Source organism: Streptosporangium sp. NPDC020145, from assembly GCF_040631275.1.
Taxonomy (GTDB): Bacteria; Actinomycetota; Actinomycetes; order Streptosporangiales; family Streptosporangiaceae; genus Streptosporangium.
Window position 1 is genome coordinate 87,725 of record NZ_JBEXZT010000016.1, and the last position, 14,136, is coordinate 101,860.

Sequence of the window (14,136 nt, forward strand, 5' to 3'; positions counted from 1 at the left end):
CTTCTCTAATCATCTGATGTCTGATAATTCTAGGACACTGTCGCCCTCAGGTTAAGGGGATCAGCCGGTATGGCTCAGATTCTGTTCACCCATGTCCGCCCCCACGACGTCCTGGTCGAGGACGGTCGCGTCGTCCCCCTCGAACGCAGAACCGAGGACTGCGAGGTGGTGGACTGCGGCGGACTGCTCGCCCTGCCCGCCCCGGTCGACGCGCACATCCACCCCGACAAGACCACCTGGGGGCAGCCCTGGCTGAGCCGTACCCCGGCCGGGACGCTGCGTGACCTGATCGAGGGCGACGTCGCGGCACGGGCCGGGATGACCGCGCCGGTCGCCGAGCGGGCCGGGGCGCTCATGGACGGCGCGATCGCCCGTGGCACCCGGGCGTGGCGGGCGCACGTGGACGTCGCCCCGGTGTACGGGCTGAGCAACGTGCACGGCGTGCGGGAGGCCGCCCAGGCGCGCGGGGACCTGCTGGACGTGCAGATCGTCGCCTTCCCCCAGCTCGGCCTGCTCACGGCGCCGGGGACGGCGGAGCTGATGGAGCGGTCACTGCGGGAGGGCGCCGACATCGTCGGCGGGCTCGACCCCGTGGGCGTCGACGGCGACCTGCACGGCCACCTCGACCTGCTGTACGGCATGGCCGAGCGGCACGCCGTACCCGTCGACATCCACCTGCACGACCGCGGCGAGGAGGGTGTCGCGCAGGTGGTCGAGATCGCCCGCAGGGCGAGGTCCAGCGGGGTGCCGACCACGATCAGCCACGCCTTCTGCCTGGGGGGCCGCGAGGACCTCGCCGAGACACTGTTCGAAGCAGGAGTCTCGTTGACCACCTGCGCGCTCGGCGCGTCCCCGATCCCGCCCGTCGGGCCGCTGCGCGAGGCCGGGGTGCCGGTCGGCCTCGGATCCGACGGGGTGCGGGACCCGTGGACGCCGTTCGGCGACGGCGACATGATCAACCGCGCGCACCTGCTCGCCTACCGCACCGACGCCCGTACCGACGAGGAACTGGCCGCGTGCTACGAGGTCGCGGCGCACGGGGGCGCCGCCCTGCTCGGCCTCGAACCGGTCAGGTTCCAGCCCGGCGACCCCGCCACCTTCGTCCTGGTCCGCGCCGAGTCCATGGCCCAGGCCGTGGTGGACCGGCCGATCCCCCAGGTCGTGGTCCGTGACGGCCGGGTCATCCAGGCCGGATCGTGAACGGCCCCGACCTCGCCACCGGCCTCGCCGCCGAACTTTCCGCCGAGCTTTCCGCCGAGCTGGATGTCCGGCTGGCGGCGGCGGACGAACGGCTGCGCACGGCCTACCCCGGCGAGCCGACCGGCAGACACCCGGTGCACACCGTCTACGTCCCTGCCGACCGCTACACCCCGGACACCGTACGGACGTGGGGCGAGCAGGCCCGGGCGGCGCTGGCCGCGCACGGCCGGACCGCCGAGGAGTTCGCCGACGCGCTCGGCCTGCCGCCGGGGACGGCGGCGGAGGTGTACGACCTGGTCCTGGCCAAGCTGGAGCGCGAACCGGTCGAGGACCTGAGGATCGACTTCGAGGACGGCTACGGCGACCGCCCGGACGCCGAGGAGGACGCGGCCGCCCGGGCCGCCGCCAAGGCCCTCGCCTCCGGTGACGGCACGCCCTTCTGCGGAATCCGGTTCAAGAGCTTCGAGGCGCCGACCCGGCGGCGCGGCCTGCGCACCCTGGCGATCTTCCTGGAGGCCCTCGGCCCACCGCCCGGCGGCTTCGTCGTCACGCTCCCCAAGGTGACCTCCGTCGAACAGGTGGAGGCGATGACGCTGGCCGCCGAACGGCTGGAGGCCGCCCACGGGCTGCCGCACGGGAGCCTGCGGTTCGAGATCCAGGTGGAGACACCACAGGCGATCATGGGCGTGGACGGCGTCTCGCCGCTGGCGCCGATGATCCACGCCTCGGCCGGGCGCTGCACGGGCCTGCACTACGGCACCTACGACTACTCGGCGGCACTCGGGGTCTCGGCCGCCCACCAGAGCGTGGAGCACCCGGTCGCCGACCACGCCAAGGCCGTCATGCGGGTCGCCGCCGCGGGCACCGGCGTACGCGTCTGCGACGGCTCGACCAACGTGCTCCCGGTCGGCGACGGCGACACGGTCCGCGCCGCCTGGAGGCTGCACGCGCGCCTGGTACGGCGTGCCCTTGAGGACGGCGTCCACCAGGGCTGGGACCTGCATCCGGCCCAGCTGCCCAGCCGGTACGCCGCCGTCTACGCCTTCTTCAGGGAGGGGTTGCCGGGCGCGGCGGCCCGGCTGCGCGGCTATCTCGAACGCCGGGAGTCCGGCTTCCTCGACGAGCCCGCGACCGCCAGGGCGATGGCCGGGTTCCTCGCCCGGGGCCTCGACTGCGGCGCCGTCGGCGAGGCCGAACTGCGCGACCTCACCGGCGTCACCCCCGCCGAACTGCGGGCCGTACGAGGTGGGCCGTCATGCGCATCCTGATCGTGAACGTGAACACCACCCGGTCGATGACCGAGACGATCCGTGCCCAGGCGGCGGCGTACGCGTCGCCGGGCGTCGAGATCGTCGGCCTCACCCCGTCGTTCGGGCCCGAGTCGGTCGAGGGGAACTTCGAGAGCTACCTGGCCGCGGTCGCGGTGATGGACCGGGTCGTCCGGTACGCCGAGCCGTACGACGCGGTGATCCAGGCCGGGTACGGCGAGCACGGCCGCGAGGGGCTCCAGGAACTGCTCGACGTCCCCGTGGTGGACATCACCGAGGCCGCCGCGCAGGTCGCGATGCTGATCGGGCGCACCTACTCGGTCGTCACCACCCTCGACCGCGCCGTGCCGCAGATCGAGGACAGGCTGCGGCTCGCCGGGCTGACCGGCCGGTGCGCGTCGGTCCGGGCCGGCGGGCTTTCGGTCCTCGAACTCGACGAGGACCCCGGCCGGGCCGTCGGCGCGATCGTCGCCCAAGCCCGCAGGGCCGTCGAGGACGACCGGGCCGAGGTGATCTGCCTCGGATGCGGAGGGATGGCCGGTCTCGACCGGGAGATCGCCGCCGCCACCGGGGTGCCGGTCGTGGACGGCGTCGCCGCCGCGGTCGCCCTCGCCGAAGGGCTCGTCCGGCTCGGCCTCACCACGAGCAAGGTGCGAACCTACGCGAAACCGCGCCCCAAGACCGTGACCGGATGGCCGGTCCACACCGGGGGTGCCTCCTGATGGCCAGGCTTGACCTGCTGTTCCGTGCCCGTCGCGTCGTCACCCCCGCCGGGGAGAGGGCGTGCGGCGTCGGCGTGCGGAACGGGACGATCGTCGCGGTCGAACCGCCGGACACGGATCTCGACGCCGCCGAGGTCGTCGAACTCGGCGACGACGAGGTGCTATTGCCCGGCCTCGTGGACAGCCACGTGCACGTGAACGACCCCGGCCGGAGCGAGTGGGAGGGGTTCGCGACCGCCACCCGGGCCGCCGCGGCCGGTGGCGTCACGACGATCGTCGACATGCCGCTGAACAGCCTCCCGCCGACCGTCGACACGGCCGCGTTGCGGGTGAAGCGGGAGGCCGCCGAGGGGCGGGTGCTCGTCGACGTCGGCCTCTGGGGCGGTGCCGTACCGGGCAACCTGCGTGAGCTGCGCGGACTCCACGACGCCGGGGTGTTCGGGTTCAAGTGTTTCCTGCTGCACTCCGGTGTGGAGGAGTTCCCCCACCTTGAGCCGGACGAGCTGACGGACGCGCTCCGGGAGATCCGGACGTTCGACGCGCTGATGATCGTGCACGCCGAGGACCCGCACGTGATCGATCACGCCCCGGCGGCGCACGGCGCGAGCTACCGGGACTTCCTGCGCTCCCGGCCCCGTGGCGCGGAGAACCTCGCGGTCGCACGCGTCATCGAAGTGGCCCGCACGACCGGCTGCCGGGTGCACATCCTGCACCTGTCCAGCTCGGACGCGCTGCCGATGATCCGCTCGGCCCGGGACGACGGCGTCCGGATCACCGTGGAGACCTGCCCGCACTATCTGACGTTCACCGCGGAGGAGATCGCCGAGGGGGCCACCCAGTTCAAGTGCTGCCCGCCGATCCGCGAGGAGCCCAACCGCGAATCGCTCTGGCGGGGTCTCGCCGACGGCACCGTCGACTGCGTGGTCTCCGACCACTCGCCGTGCACACCGGAGCTCAAGCGGTTCGACACCGGGGACTTCGGCACGGCCTGGGGCGGCATCGCGTCGCTGCAGCTCGGCCTGCCCGCCGTGTGGACCGAGGCCAGGCGTCGCGGCCACACCCTGACCGACGTGGCGCGCTGGATGGCCGAGGGCCCCGCGAGGGTGGCCGGTCTGTCCCGCAAGGGCCGGATCGCACCGGGCCACCAGGCCGACCTCTGCGTGTTCGCCCCCGACCAGGTGTTCACGGTCGACAGGGACCGGCTGCACCACCGCAACCCCGTCACGCCCTACCACGGCCGCGAGCTCACCGGCGTGGTCCGCGGCACCTGGCTGCGCGGCGTACGGATCGACATCGACGGCCCGCCGCGGGGCCGGCTGCTCAACCGAGGAGAGGCATGACCTTCACCCACCTTCCCGACCTGGCCTCACGCGCGTTGGCCGGCAGCGTCGTGTACGCCAACGACGAGTTGTTCGCCGAACGCGAGAACCTGATCAAGCCCGGTCCCTCGGTGTTCTCGACGGAGGACTTCGGCCACAAGGGCAAGGTGTACGACGGCTGGGAGACCCGGCGCCGCCGCGAACCGGGGAACGACCACGCGATCATCCGGCTCGGCGTCCCCGGCGTGGTGCGCGGCGTGGTGATCGACACCGCCTGGTTCAGGGGCAACTACCCGCCCTACGCCTCGGTCGAGGCGACCAGCGTCGAAGGAGCGCCGTCACCGGCCGAGCTCGAACAGGCGACCTGGGAGACGATCGTCGGCAGGAGCGCGATCGAGGGCGACGCCGAGAACGCCTTCGAGGTGACGGACCCACGACGCTGGACCCACGTCCGGCTGAGCATCTACCCCGACGGCGGGGTGGCCCGGTTCCGGGTGTACGGCGAGCCCGTGCCGGACCCCCGCCTCCTGGACGGCACGATCGACCTGGCCGCGCTGGAGAACGGCGGATCGGTGATCGACTGCTCGAACACCTTCTACTCCTCGCCGGTGCAACTGCTGCTGCCCGGCAGGGCCGCGACCATGGGCGACGGCTGGGAGAACGCCCGCCGTCGCGACGGCGGCAACGACCACGTGTCGATCAGGCTCGCGGCCCGGGGGCGGGTCCGCCGGGTGGAGATCGACACGTCGTACTTCGTCGGCAACGCGGCGGGCTGGGCCACGCTGAGGGGGACCGACGCCGATCGTCCCGGCGAGGACACCGAGTGGTTCGACCTGATCCCCAGGACCAGGCTGCAGCCGGACACGCGTCACTTCTTCCGCCCGGTCTCCACCGCCCCCGTGACGCACGTCCGTCTCGACGTCTTCCCCGACGGCGGCCTGGCCAGGCTCAGGGTGCACGGCGAACTGACCGCCGACGCCCACCGGGCCGCCGTCCTCGACTGGCTCACCCTGCTCCCCGAGGAACACGCCGTCCAGGTCCTCGGGGAGGCCGGTGTGCCCCGTCAGCCCGGCGAACTGCCTCCGGCGGTGCTCGCCGCGCTCATGGGAGAGTCCCGGTAGGAGCGCGCCTTCTTCGCCCGGTGGTGGCCGAGGCGGGCGCGGGAAACTCGTCACCACGGGCCGGTCGGTGGCCTGGGTCGGACCGGCCACCGAGGCGCCATCCGGCCCCACGGCACCGGTGACCGGCCGCGGCCACCGTGATCGCCGTGACCGGCCGCGGTCGCCGCAGTCGCCGTGATCGCCTGAACCGTGGCCTCCGGAGACCGGCCTCGCCTGCCGGAGTGGGACGGCCCCGGCTCCCGGTGCTCTCCCGGCGTGTATCCGGATCTTCGCCCTCGTCGCCGTGACCCCAGACGGTATCTTCGCCAGCGTGCCCCTCGACGCGAAGAACGCCCGCCCGTTCCCGCCCGGCACACCGGTTCCGGCCATCCCCGTCGCGCCCGGCCGTACCCTCCACGCCCCGGACCGCGTCTCGCCGTGACCGCCTGACAACCACCGAACTCCCAAGGAGCGATCCATGGCACAGAACGTGACGACCGTCGATCTCCAGGCGAAGGCGGAGGCGTTGGCGAAGGAGGGCGTCGTCGGCATCACCATCGCCTGGGCGGACAACAACGGCATCACCCGCTCCCGTACGGTCCCGGTCGACCAGCTGGCGTCCGTGGCGGAACGCGGGGTCGGCGTCACCACGCTGTTCGCGGTTTTCGACTCCCACGACGGCATCACCTTCGGCCACCCGGGGCTCGCCACGCCGTCCGGCGACATCCGGCTGATCCCCGTCTCCGACCGGATCGTCCAGCTGGCCGGACAGCCCTCGTTCGCGTGGGTCCCCGGCAGGCAGGTCGCCGCCGACGGCTCCGCCTGGCCGTACGACCAGCGGGACGCGCTGGAGCGTCAGGTCGGCCGGGCGGCAGAACTCGGCCTGGAGTTCCGCGCGGGCTACGAGATGGAGTTCCACCTCAGCCACACCGAGCCGGGCCCCGGCGGGGGCACCCAGCTCGCCCTCCCCGGCCCGGCCTACGGCCCCCGTGTCCTGCTCGACGTCGACGGCTTCGCCGCCCAGCTCCTGGGTGACCTGCGGGACAACGGCGTGCGGGTCAACCAGTTCCACGCCGAGTACGGCCCGGCCCAGTTCGAGCTCAGCATCGCGGCGACCGACCCCGTCACCGCCGCGGACCAGCAGTTGCTCGCCCGGCAGACCATCCACGCCGCCGCGAGGGCGCACGGGCTGCGGGCGAGCTTCGCCCCCCTGATCACCGGCGCCGGGGTCGGCAACGGCTGGCACCTGCACACCTCGCTGTCCCGCGACGGGGTCAACCTGCTCTCCGGGGGCGACGGCCCGTACGGCCTGACCGCCGAGGGAGCCGCCTACCTGGCCGGTCTCCTACGCGACCTGCCGGCCATCACCGCCGTCACGGCGCCCAGCGTCCCCTCCCTGCACCGGCTCAGGCCCGGCTACTTCTCCAGCGCCTACACCTTCTGGGGGGTGGAGAACCGGGAGGCCGCCCTGCGGTTCGTCCCCGCCACCGAACTGCTCGGCGCCTCCCACGCCAACGTCGAGCTCAAGCCCTCCGACGCCTCCGCCAACCCCCATCTCGCCCTCGCCGTCGTCATCGCCTCCGGCCTGGCCGGGATCGCCGACGGTCTCACCCCGCCGGAGCCCGTCCAGGAGAACCCGGACACGTGGTCAGCGGAGCGCCGCGAAGCGGCGAACATCCACCGTCTTCCCGCCACCCCCGACGAACAGCGTGCGGCCCTGCTCGGCAACGACCGCGTCCGCGACGCCCTGGGCGAGGAACTCCTGGGCGCCTTCGCCGCCGTCCGCGCGGCCGACCAGGCCTGGGCCGAGGGCAAACCCCTCGAAGAAGTCATCACCGCCCACCTGTGGCGCTACTGACGTCGTGATCCCCGGCGGCGGGGTTCGAGGCCGGGATTCTCGGTGAGGACGCCGCCGACGGGCCGGCGAGTGCGCTCGCCGGCCCGGTCAGGCTGCTCCCTACAAGGGGTCGCTACACGGCTGGAAAAAGGTCCGGTCTCCGAAATGGTCGGCCCAGCCTTCGCCGACGTACCGATCCCACTTGTCCTTGTCGAGAATGAACCCGCTGGGGGCCGCGCCGCCTCGGCACAGGTCACGCAACGGGTCGCCGCTGACTTCCGCGAGATTCCACCAGACCCCGCTCCCCTGATTTACGCCGACGAAAGCGGTCATTCCGTTCCGGCTCAACGCGACCGACCTGGCGAAACTGTCGACCCCGCCCAGCTGCGCGACCTTGAAGGGGTGGGACGGGTCGGTTATCTCCCACAGCGCGACAGAATAGATTCCCTGGCGGATCAGAACGGTGTGACGGTCCGAGACCGCCGACATCATGTCAACGGGACCCGTGCCCTGGGAGAACGCTCCTCGTTGAACGGGATCACCTCCGTTCGGCAGGTCCCACACGACTGCTCCGTCGCCCGTCCCCACCACCATCACGTCCCCTTCGGGCCCCAGCGCGACGCTTCTCCATTCAGCGGTGCCCGGCCGCCGAATGCTCGCCGTCTCTTTCGGTTTGGATGGATCCGTGATGTCCCACACCACGGCCCCGTCCTTGCCGACGATCACCGCGACCTTGTCGGTCGCGTCGACCCCAAGCCGCCCGGAGCCGGTCTTCTTGGAAGACAACGAGGCCACCTTGACCGGATGCGACCTGTCCGTGATGTCCAGCACCAGAACATGACCCACATCGGTCTCGGAGTCGGTTCGGTTGACCAGGGCGGTTCTGCCGTCCGGTGTGATGGTCAGACTTTCCACATCCCCCTCCGGCTGACCTCCTTCGAAGGTCGCCGAATGACGGGGCTTCTTGGGCTTCGTCAGATCCCAGATCTCCACCGGCGGGTCCCACACGTTCGCCGTGTCTATGAGTGCGACCTTTCCGTCGAGCGACAACGCCACCTCACCCGCCGCGGCGTCCTTCAGAAGGAAGCTCGCAGGCATGTACACCTCGTCCCTGACGGAACGCCTGTCGGGCAGCGGCCGGACACGCACTCCCCTCCCGTTGTCGCTCGTGAAAGCGAGTCTGCCGTCAGCGCTCAACGCCGCCGCCCAGATATCGACGCTTCCGGCCAACTGCTGCTGCCGGGTCGCCATGATGCCGTCCATCAGTGCGGCTTTGACGAGTGGATCGGGATCCAGCCGTATCGCCGTGGCGCCGAGGAGCAGGGAGAGCTCCGGGTTGCTCTCCCGGAGGCTCACCCCGGCCAGCGCCACCCTGGAAGCCGCCGCGGAACGCTGACGCGCTCCCGAACCGGCCGTGATCACGCAGACCGATCCCGCGACCACGACGGACAGAATCGCGAAGGCGGTCACAGCGACGGTACGGCGGCTGCGCCTCATCATTGACGATCCGATCTCACGGCCTTCTCCTGTTCATTTCTCACCGCAGCTCTGAGAAGCCCGATGCGACCATTCGTTCCGAACATCGACCGCCTTTCCTGGATTTCAGGTACCGGCCTTCTTCCAATGTCCGTCAAGAGATTCAACACGCCTTCCTGGAATAGCTGTTCACTTCGCGGGACCGACGGCTCGAATGGTCACCTCCAACCTGCCGCACAGTGGCGCTCCGCCGTGGCGGCCTTTCTCCATGGCATTCGGAACACACCGCGGCTCGATCGCCGCCGTAGCGGCCACCGCGGCCGGACAGAGGGGGGCATGTGGGTCCGGCGGCATTCCGGTGTCGCGATCCTGTGGGTTGGCGGGTACGGGCCGATCGGCAGGGGCGACCGCCTTCCCTGAGACAGCCCTCCGGCGTCCCTGGCCCGGTGTGGTTCAGAGATCTTTCCGGTCTTTGGAAAGGTTGTCCAGCTTCGGGTCATAGGTGGTGGGGGGTCCGGCGTGTGCGTCGACAGGCCCGGCGAATGCCGCTCATGATCTGAAACGGGTCGGGCCACGGCTTTCCGTGGTGAATCGCCGGCTCTTCCGGGGGCGGTGAGGGGCGATCATGGCCGAGCAGGGGCGCGTGCGCTGGAGGCGCTTCCTCCTGATCCTCCTTCTCGTCGCGACGGTGACGTCGCTGCTGGTCGGCGCCGTCGCCCAGGGGGTCGTCGGCGCCACGTTCGTGGTCTCCGGGCAGGCGTTCAAGCTCTTCACCGACGAGCTGACCGGACGGGACTTCACGTTGTCCGCCGGTGTGGTGCGCGACCGGGAGGGCCAGACCATCCCGGTCATCGTGACCGGCGTCCGGCGGGCGTTCGCCAAGGGCCTGTGCCAGAGCGCGCTGGTGCGGACCCCCGTGGGCACGGTGACCATCAGGATCACCGGCGGCCAGGACGGCAACGAGGTGACGATCGATGACATGGTGATCGACACCGCGGCGGCCCGTGGCGCGGCCACACTGCGGGGCGTCGAGCTGGGCCGCGACGCCTCCACCCTGAACGGGGTGCCCGCCGCCCGAGGCCCGGCGGGCACCTTCGGCGGCCAGAGCCGGACCTTCACCCTGCACGACGTACGGCTGAGCGCGCGGGCCGTCTCCGCCGCGACGCTGAGCCTGCCCGACCTCGGGCTGAAGATCCTGCGCGGCGAGCACGAATGCTTCTGACCCGCGAACCGCTTCTGACCCGCGAACGGAGGACCATGAGATCTTGGCGGCGCTCACGACCCTTCTGGGGCGGCCTGTTCATCGTGGCGGCGGGCCTGGAGCTGCTGTCCGTCTCCCTGACGATCGACGCCCTGCCGGTGGCCGTCATGTTCGGCGCGGTGGGGGCGGGCTACCTGGTCGCGCTGGTCATGGTGCTCGCGGGAGTGCTCATCTGGTTGCAGCCCGGCCAGCGGGTCTTCCTCGGCCTGGTGAGCGTGGTGCTCTCCCTGGCCTCCTTCGTCTACTCCAACCTGGGCGGTTTCCTGGCCGGTATGGTCCTGGGCCTGCTGGGCGGCATGCTGGCGGCGGCCTGGGCCCCCGTCAACCGGCCCGCCGCCCGGCCCGCCGCCCGGCCGGGCGGTCAGACCGTCAGCCAGTCCGCCGACCGGGCGAACGGCCGGACCGTCAGCCAGTCCGCCGACCGCTCGGGCGGCCTCTCAGGGGGTGACGATGGCGAAGTCCGGCGTGGACTCCTCCAGTACGGCACCCAGCCTCCGCAGGACGGTGGCGTCCCCGTCATGGTCGACGCCGTCAAGACCGCCGGAGCCGTCCCCGACGATCAGGTCGAGCAGCCGCTGCCTGGTCAGCCGTAGCGTCAGGTCGGCGCTCTCCCCCGGCGACGTCCGCCGGTGGGTCAGCGCGCCGTTCGACATCGTGGTGCGGTGGTGTTCGTCCAGGTCGGTGAGGTGCCAGTCGATGGCGAACCGCTCGTTCCACGCCTTCGGGCCGTTGACGCGGATGGCCAGGGAGCCGAAGATCTGTTCGGCGGACAGCGCGCTGAGCATGTCCGGTGAGGTGGTGTCGGCCGTACCCGCCGAGGGGCCGTCGGCCAGTTCGGCGGCACCGGCCAGATAGAAGTTGCGCCAGGTGGCGTTCTCGGCGCCGTGCCCGAGGCGGGTGTAGACCTCGGCCAGGAGTTCGCGGGCCTCGGTGTTGTCCTCGTCGGCGAAGACGGCGTGGTTGAGCAGGGTCGCGGCGAAACGCAGGTCCCCCTCGCGCACGTAGCGGCGGGCGTGTGCGACGACGGCCGCGGCGCCGCCCAGACACTCGACGTAGCGTCTGGCCTGCGGAACGGGCGGATGCTCCCACAGGTGGGCCGGGTTGCCGTCGAACCAGCCCAGGTAGCGCTGGTAGATCGCCTTGACGTTGTGGCTGACGGAACCGTAGTAGCCGTGGGTGTGCCAGGCCTGCTCCAGGGCGGGCGGCATCCGCATGGTCTCGGCGATCTCGACGCCGGTCAGGCCGTGGTTCATCAGCCGTACGGTCTGGTCGTGCAGGTAGGCGTACAGGTCACGCTGCTGCGACAGGAAGGCGACGATGTCGTCCCTGCCCCAGGTGGGCCAGTGGTGGGAGGCGAAGGCGACGTCGGCCTTGTCGGCGAACAGCGTGATCGCCTCGTCCAGGTAGCGGGCCCAGACCCGCGCGTCACGGACCTCGGCGCCGCGCAGGGTGAGCAGGTTGTGCAGGTTGTGGGTGGCGTTCTCGGCCATGCACAGGGCCCGCCGGTCGGGGAAGAGGAAGTTCATCTCCGCCGGGGCCTCGGTGCCCGGGGTGAGCTGGAAGACGATCCGTATCCCGTCGATCGTCTCCTCCTGCCCGGTGTGGGTGACGTCGACGGTGGGCGGGATGAGGGTGACCGTACCCGCCGAGGTGCCCATCCCCAGTCCGCAGCCGAGCTGGCCCTCGGCGGTGCGCGGCAGGCGCTGGCCGTACATGTACAGGGCCCGGCGGTTCATCGCGGTGCCCGCGTAGACGTTCTCCGAGACGGCGTGCTCCATGAAGCCGGCCGGGGCCAGGATCGGGATTCCCTCGCCGTCGGTCACGCCGCGGGCTCCGCCGAAGTGGTCGACGTGGGAGTGGGTGTAGATCAGGCCGGTGACCGGCCGGTCGCCCCGGTGGTCCCGGTAGAGCCGCAGCGCCGCCTCGGCGCACTCGGTGGAGACGAGCGGGTCGATGACGATGACCCCGGTTTCGCCCTCCACGATCGTCATGTTCGACAGGTCCAGCCCGCGTACCTGGTAGACGCCCTCGGTCACCTCGAACAGCCCCTGTTTGGCGCACAGCTGCGCCTGCCGCCACAGGCTCGGATGCGCGTCCTGCGGGCAGTCGCCGTTCAGGAAGGCGTAGACGTCGTTGTCCCAGACGACCTTCCCGTCGGTCCCCTTCACCAGGGCGGGGCTGAGTTTCGCGACGAAGCCACGGTCCGCGTTGTCGAAGTCGGCACGGTCGTGAAAGGGAAGGTCTGCCATGAAACCGTGCTGCCCCCACCCCCTCCAACCAAAGGCCAGGAAAAACCCAAAAATCCCCTTATACGGGCTTCGACACCGTCGCGGCGGCGACTCGCGTCCAAGGCCGACGTCGCCGTGTCGGCGGTGCGATTCCGATCATGAGCGACTTCTCTTCGTAGCTGCTTCCAAACAAACAGTGCCCATGGTTGGAGTTCCATGACCGGCCCGCCGCCGGAGCGGCGTCGCGGGCGACCGGCCGGACCGGGCCCGTGGGTCGTACGGCCTGCGGGCCCCGCGCCACGCCCGTACCGCGCGAATGCCCGGTCCCGGAGCCGGTCGGTCGCACAGTGTGATGACGAACCGGTCGGCGTGGAGGTGTTCGATGAACGTTTCGGGGAGCCTGTCGAGGCGGAGGATGGTGGCCGGGCTGGGGGCGCTGGCCGTACCTCTCGCCGGTCGTGGGGGTGGCGCGTCGGCCCTCGCCGGTCGTGGGGACGACACGCCGGTCCCGGTCGTTCCGGCCGGTGCCACGCCTGAACAGGTCGCCCGGGACGAGGGTTTCTGGCGGTCGGTGGCACGGCAGTACCGGGTGAGCGACGACTTCGTGAACCTGGAGAACGGCTACTACGGGATCATGCCCGAGCCGGTGCGCCTGGCCTACCACCGGGCGACGGACCGGCTCAACGAGTACAGCTCCCACCTGCTGCGCACCACCTACAAGGACGAGGCGGAGCAGGTCAGGCGGCGGGTGGCGGCCGTGGTGGGGGTGGAGCCCGGGGAGATCGCCCTGACCCGGGGCGGTACGGAGGCCCTGCAGTTGCTGATCGCCGGGTATCGGCGGCTGCGGCCGGGCGACGCGGTGATGTACGCCGACCTGGACTACCACAGTGGGCGGTACGCCATGAACTGGCTACGGCAGCGGCGGGGGGTCCAGGTCGAACGGCTGACCATCCCGGAGCCCGCGACCCGGCAGGCGGTGCTCGACGCCTACGCCACGGCGTTGAAGGAGCACCCGCGGGTCAGGTTGCTGCTGCTCAGCCACATGAACAACATCACCGGCCTGGTGACACCGGTCGAGCGGATCGTCGCGATGGCGCGCGAGCGCGGCGTGGACGTGATCGTGGACGCCGCCCACTCCTGGGGGCATCTGGACTTCACGATGGCCGACCTGGGGGCCGACTTCGGGGTGTTCTCCCTGCACAAGTGGGTGGGAGCGCCGCTGGGCACGGGCTTCATCCACATCCGCGCGAGCCGTCTGGCCGACGTCGAACCGGCCTTCTGCGACGAGTCCTATCCCGCCGACGACATCCGTTCCCGGGTGCACTGCGGCACCCAGGACGTCGCCCCCGTCCTGACGGTCGGCGCCGCCCTGGACTTCCACGACCGGCTGGGCGCCGCGGTCAAGCAGGCGCGGCTGCGGTTCCTGCGGGACCGCTGGGTGGGCCAGGTGCTGGAGGTGCCCAACGTGGAGGTCCTCACCCCCGAGGAGGACGGCATGTACGGTGCCATCACCGCCTTCCGGATCGCCGGCCGTACGTCCGAGGCGGACAACGCCGCGATCACCACCGAGTTGATGGACCGGTACCGGATCTTCACGGTTCGTCGTGGCGGGCTGGTCGGGGGCGCCTGTGTGCGGGTGACCCCGGCGCTGTTCACCTCGCGGGACGAGGTGGACCTGCTGGCCCGGGGGATACGTGACCTGGCGCGCCGGATGGGGAGCTGAGC

General features: G+C 71.3%; 11 protein-coding genes and 1 pseudogene. 10 read left to right on the top strand and 2 right to left on the bottom strand.

Annotation, left to right across the window (positions count from 1 at the left end):
• The first annotated feature begins 69 nt into the window (after positions 1 to 69).
• From ABZ463_RS26350 to ABZ463_RS26380, 7 genes are all read left to right on the top strand, one after another.
• On the top strand, positions 70 to 1,200 hold the full coding sequence (locus ABZ463_RS26350) for an amidohydrolase family protein (RefSeq protein ID WP_362779980.1): 1,131 nt from the start codon (positions 70 to 72) through the stop codon (positions 1,198 to 1,200).
• The gene (locus ABZ463_RS26355) at positions 1,197 to 2,468 is read left to right on the top strand and encodes an aldolase/citrate lyase family protein (protein WP_362779982.1); all 1,272 of its coding nucleotides are present in this window, start codon (positions 1,197 to 1,199) and stop codon (positions 2,466 to 2,468) included. The genes ABZ463_RS26350 and ABZ463_RS26355 overlap by 4 nt, the downstream gene beginning before the upstream one ends.
• Complete coding sequence (locus ABZ463_RS26360; RefSeq protein ID WP_362779984.1) at positions 2,456 to 3,190, top strand: aspartate/glutamate racemase family protein; 735 nt, start codon at positions 2,456 to 2,458, stop codon at positions 3,188 to 3,190. Before ABZ463_RS26355 ends, ABZ463_RS26360 begins: the two co-directional genes overlap by 13 nt.
• Positions 3,190 to 4,530 carry an allantoinase AllB gene (allB, locus tag ABZ463_RS26365; protein ID WP_362779987.1) on the top strand — a complete coding sequence of 447 codons (1,341 nt, stop codon included), beginning with the start codon at positions 3,190 to 3,192 and terminating at the stop codon, positions 4,528 to 4,530. Before ABZ463_RS26360 ends, allB begins: the two co-directional genes overlap by 1 nt.
• Entirely contained in the window at positions 4,527 to 5,630 is a 1,104-nt protein-coding gene (gene alc / locus ABZ463_RS26370; protein ID WP_352015682.1) for an allantoicase, read from the top strand. The genes allB and alc overlap by 4 nt, the downstream gene beginning before the upstream one ends.
• A gap of 283 nt (positions 5,631 to 5,913) precedes the next feature.
• Complete coding sequence (locus tag ABZ463_RS26375) at positions 5,914 to 6,051, top strand: hypothetical protein (protein ID WP_362779990.1); 138 nt, start codon at positions 5,914 to 5,916, stop codon at positions 6,049 to 6,051.
• Between the two features lie 36 nt (positions 6,052 to 6,087).
• Complete coding sequence (locus ABZ463_RS26380; RefSeq protein WP_362779993.1) at positions 6,088 to 7,467, top strand: glutamine synthetase family protein; 1,380 nt, start codon at positions 6,088 to 6,090, stop codon at positions 7,465 to 7,467.
• Positions 7,468 to 7,566: 99 nt separating this feature from the next.
• On the opposite strand, the gene ABZ463_RS26385 is transcribed toward ABZ463_RS26380, so the two are convergent.
• Complete coding sequence (locus tag ABZ463_RS26385; protein ID WP_362779995.1) at positions 7,567 to 8,916, bottom strand: WD40 repeat domain-containing protein; 1,350 nt, start codon at positions 8,914 to 8,916, stop codon at positions 7,567 to 7,569.
• A gap of 631 nt (positions 8,917 to 9,547) precedes the next feature.
• On the opposite strand from ABZ463_RS26385, the gene ABZ463_RS26390 reads away from it, so the two are divergent.
• Entirely contained in the window at positions 9,548 to 10,144 is a 597-nt protein-coding gene (locus ABZ463_RS26390) for a DUF6230 family protein (protein WP_362779998.1), read from the top strand.
• Positions 10,145 to 10,179: 35 nt separating this feature from the next.
• A pseudogene (locus tag ABZ463_RS26395) lies at positions 10,180 to 10,488 on the top strand (DUF6114 domain-containing protein); the annotation flags it as partial.
• Between the two features lie 132 nt (positions 10,489 to 10,620).
• Here the strand turns inward: ABZ463_RS26395 and ABZ463_RS26400 are convergent.
• The gene (locus tag ABZ463_RS26400) at positions 10,621 to 12,432 is read right to left on the bottom strand and encodes an alkyl sulfatase dimerization domain-containing protein (RefSeq protein ID WP_362780000.1); all 1,812 of its coding nucleotides are present in this window, start codon (positions 12,430 to 12,432) and stop codon (positions 10,621 to 10,623) included.
• 361 nt (positions 12,433 to 12,793) lie between these two features.
• On the opposite strand from ABZ463_RS26400, the gene ABZ463_RS26405 reads away from it, so the two are divergent.
• Positions 12,794 to 14,134, top strand: coding sequence for an aminotransferase class V-fold PLP-dependent enzyme (locus ABZ463_RS26405; protein ID WP_362780002.1), 1,341 nt, complete (start codon positions 12,794 to 12,796; stop codon positions 14,132 to 14,134).
• Positions 14,135 to 14,136: the final 2 nt, after the last annotated feature.

Coding starts and splice junctions, on each gene's coding strand:
- ABZ463_RS26400 (WP_362780000.1), bottom strand. CDS start 12,432: ATGGCAGACCTTCCCTTTCACGACCGTGCCGACTTCGACAACGCGGAC.
- ABZ463_RS26350 (WP_362779980.1), top strand. CDS start 70: ATGGCTCAGATTCTGTTCACCCATGTCCGCCCCCACGACGTCCTGGTC.
- ABZ463_RS26390 (WP_362779998.1), top strand. CDS start 9,548: ATGGCCGAGCAGGGGCGCGTGCGCTGGAGGCGCTTCCTCCTGATCCTC.
- ABZ463_RS26360 (WP_362779984.1), top strand. CDS start 2,456: ATGCGCATCCTGATCGTGAACGTGAACACCACCCGGTCGATGACCGAG.
- alc (WP_352015682.1), top strand. CDS start 4,527: ATGACCTTCACCCACCTTCCCGACCTGGCCTCACGCGCGTTGGCCGGC.
- allB (WP_362779987.1), top strand. CDS start 3,190: ATGGCCAGGCTTGACCTGCTGTTCCGTGCCCGTCGCGTCGTCACCCCC.
- ABZ463_RS26380 (WP_362779993.1), top strand. CDS start 6,088: ATGGCACAGAACGTGACGACCGTCGATCTCCAGGCGAAGGCGGAGGCG.
- ABZ463_RS26405 (WP_362780002.1), top strand. CDS start 12,794: ATGAACGTTTCGGGGAGCCTGTCGAGGCGGAGGATGGTGGCCGGGCTG.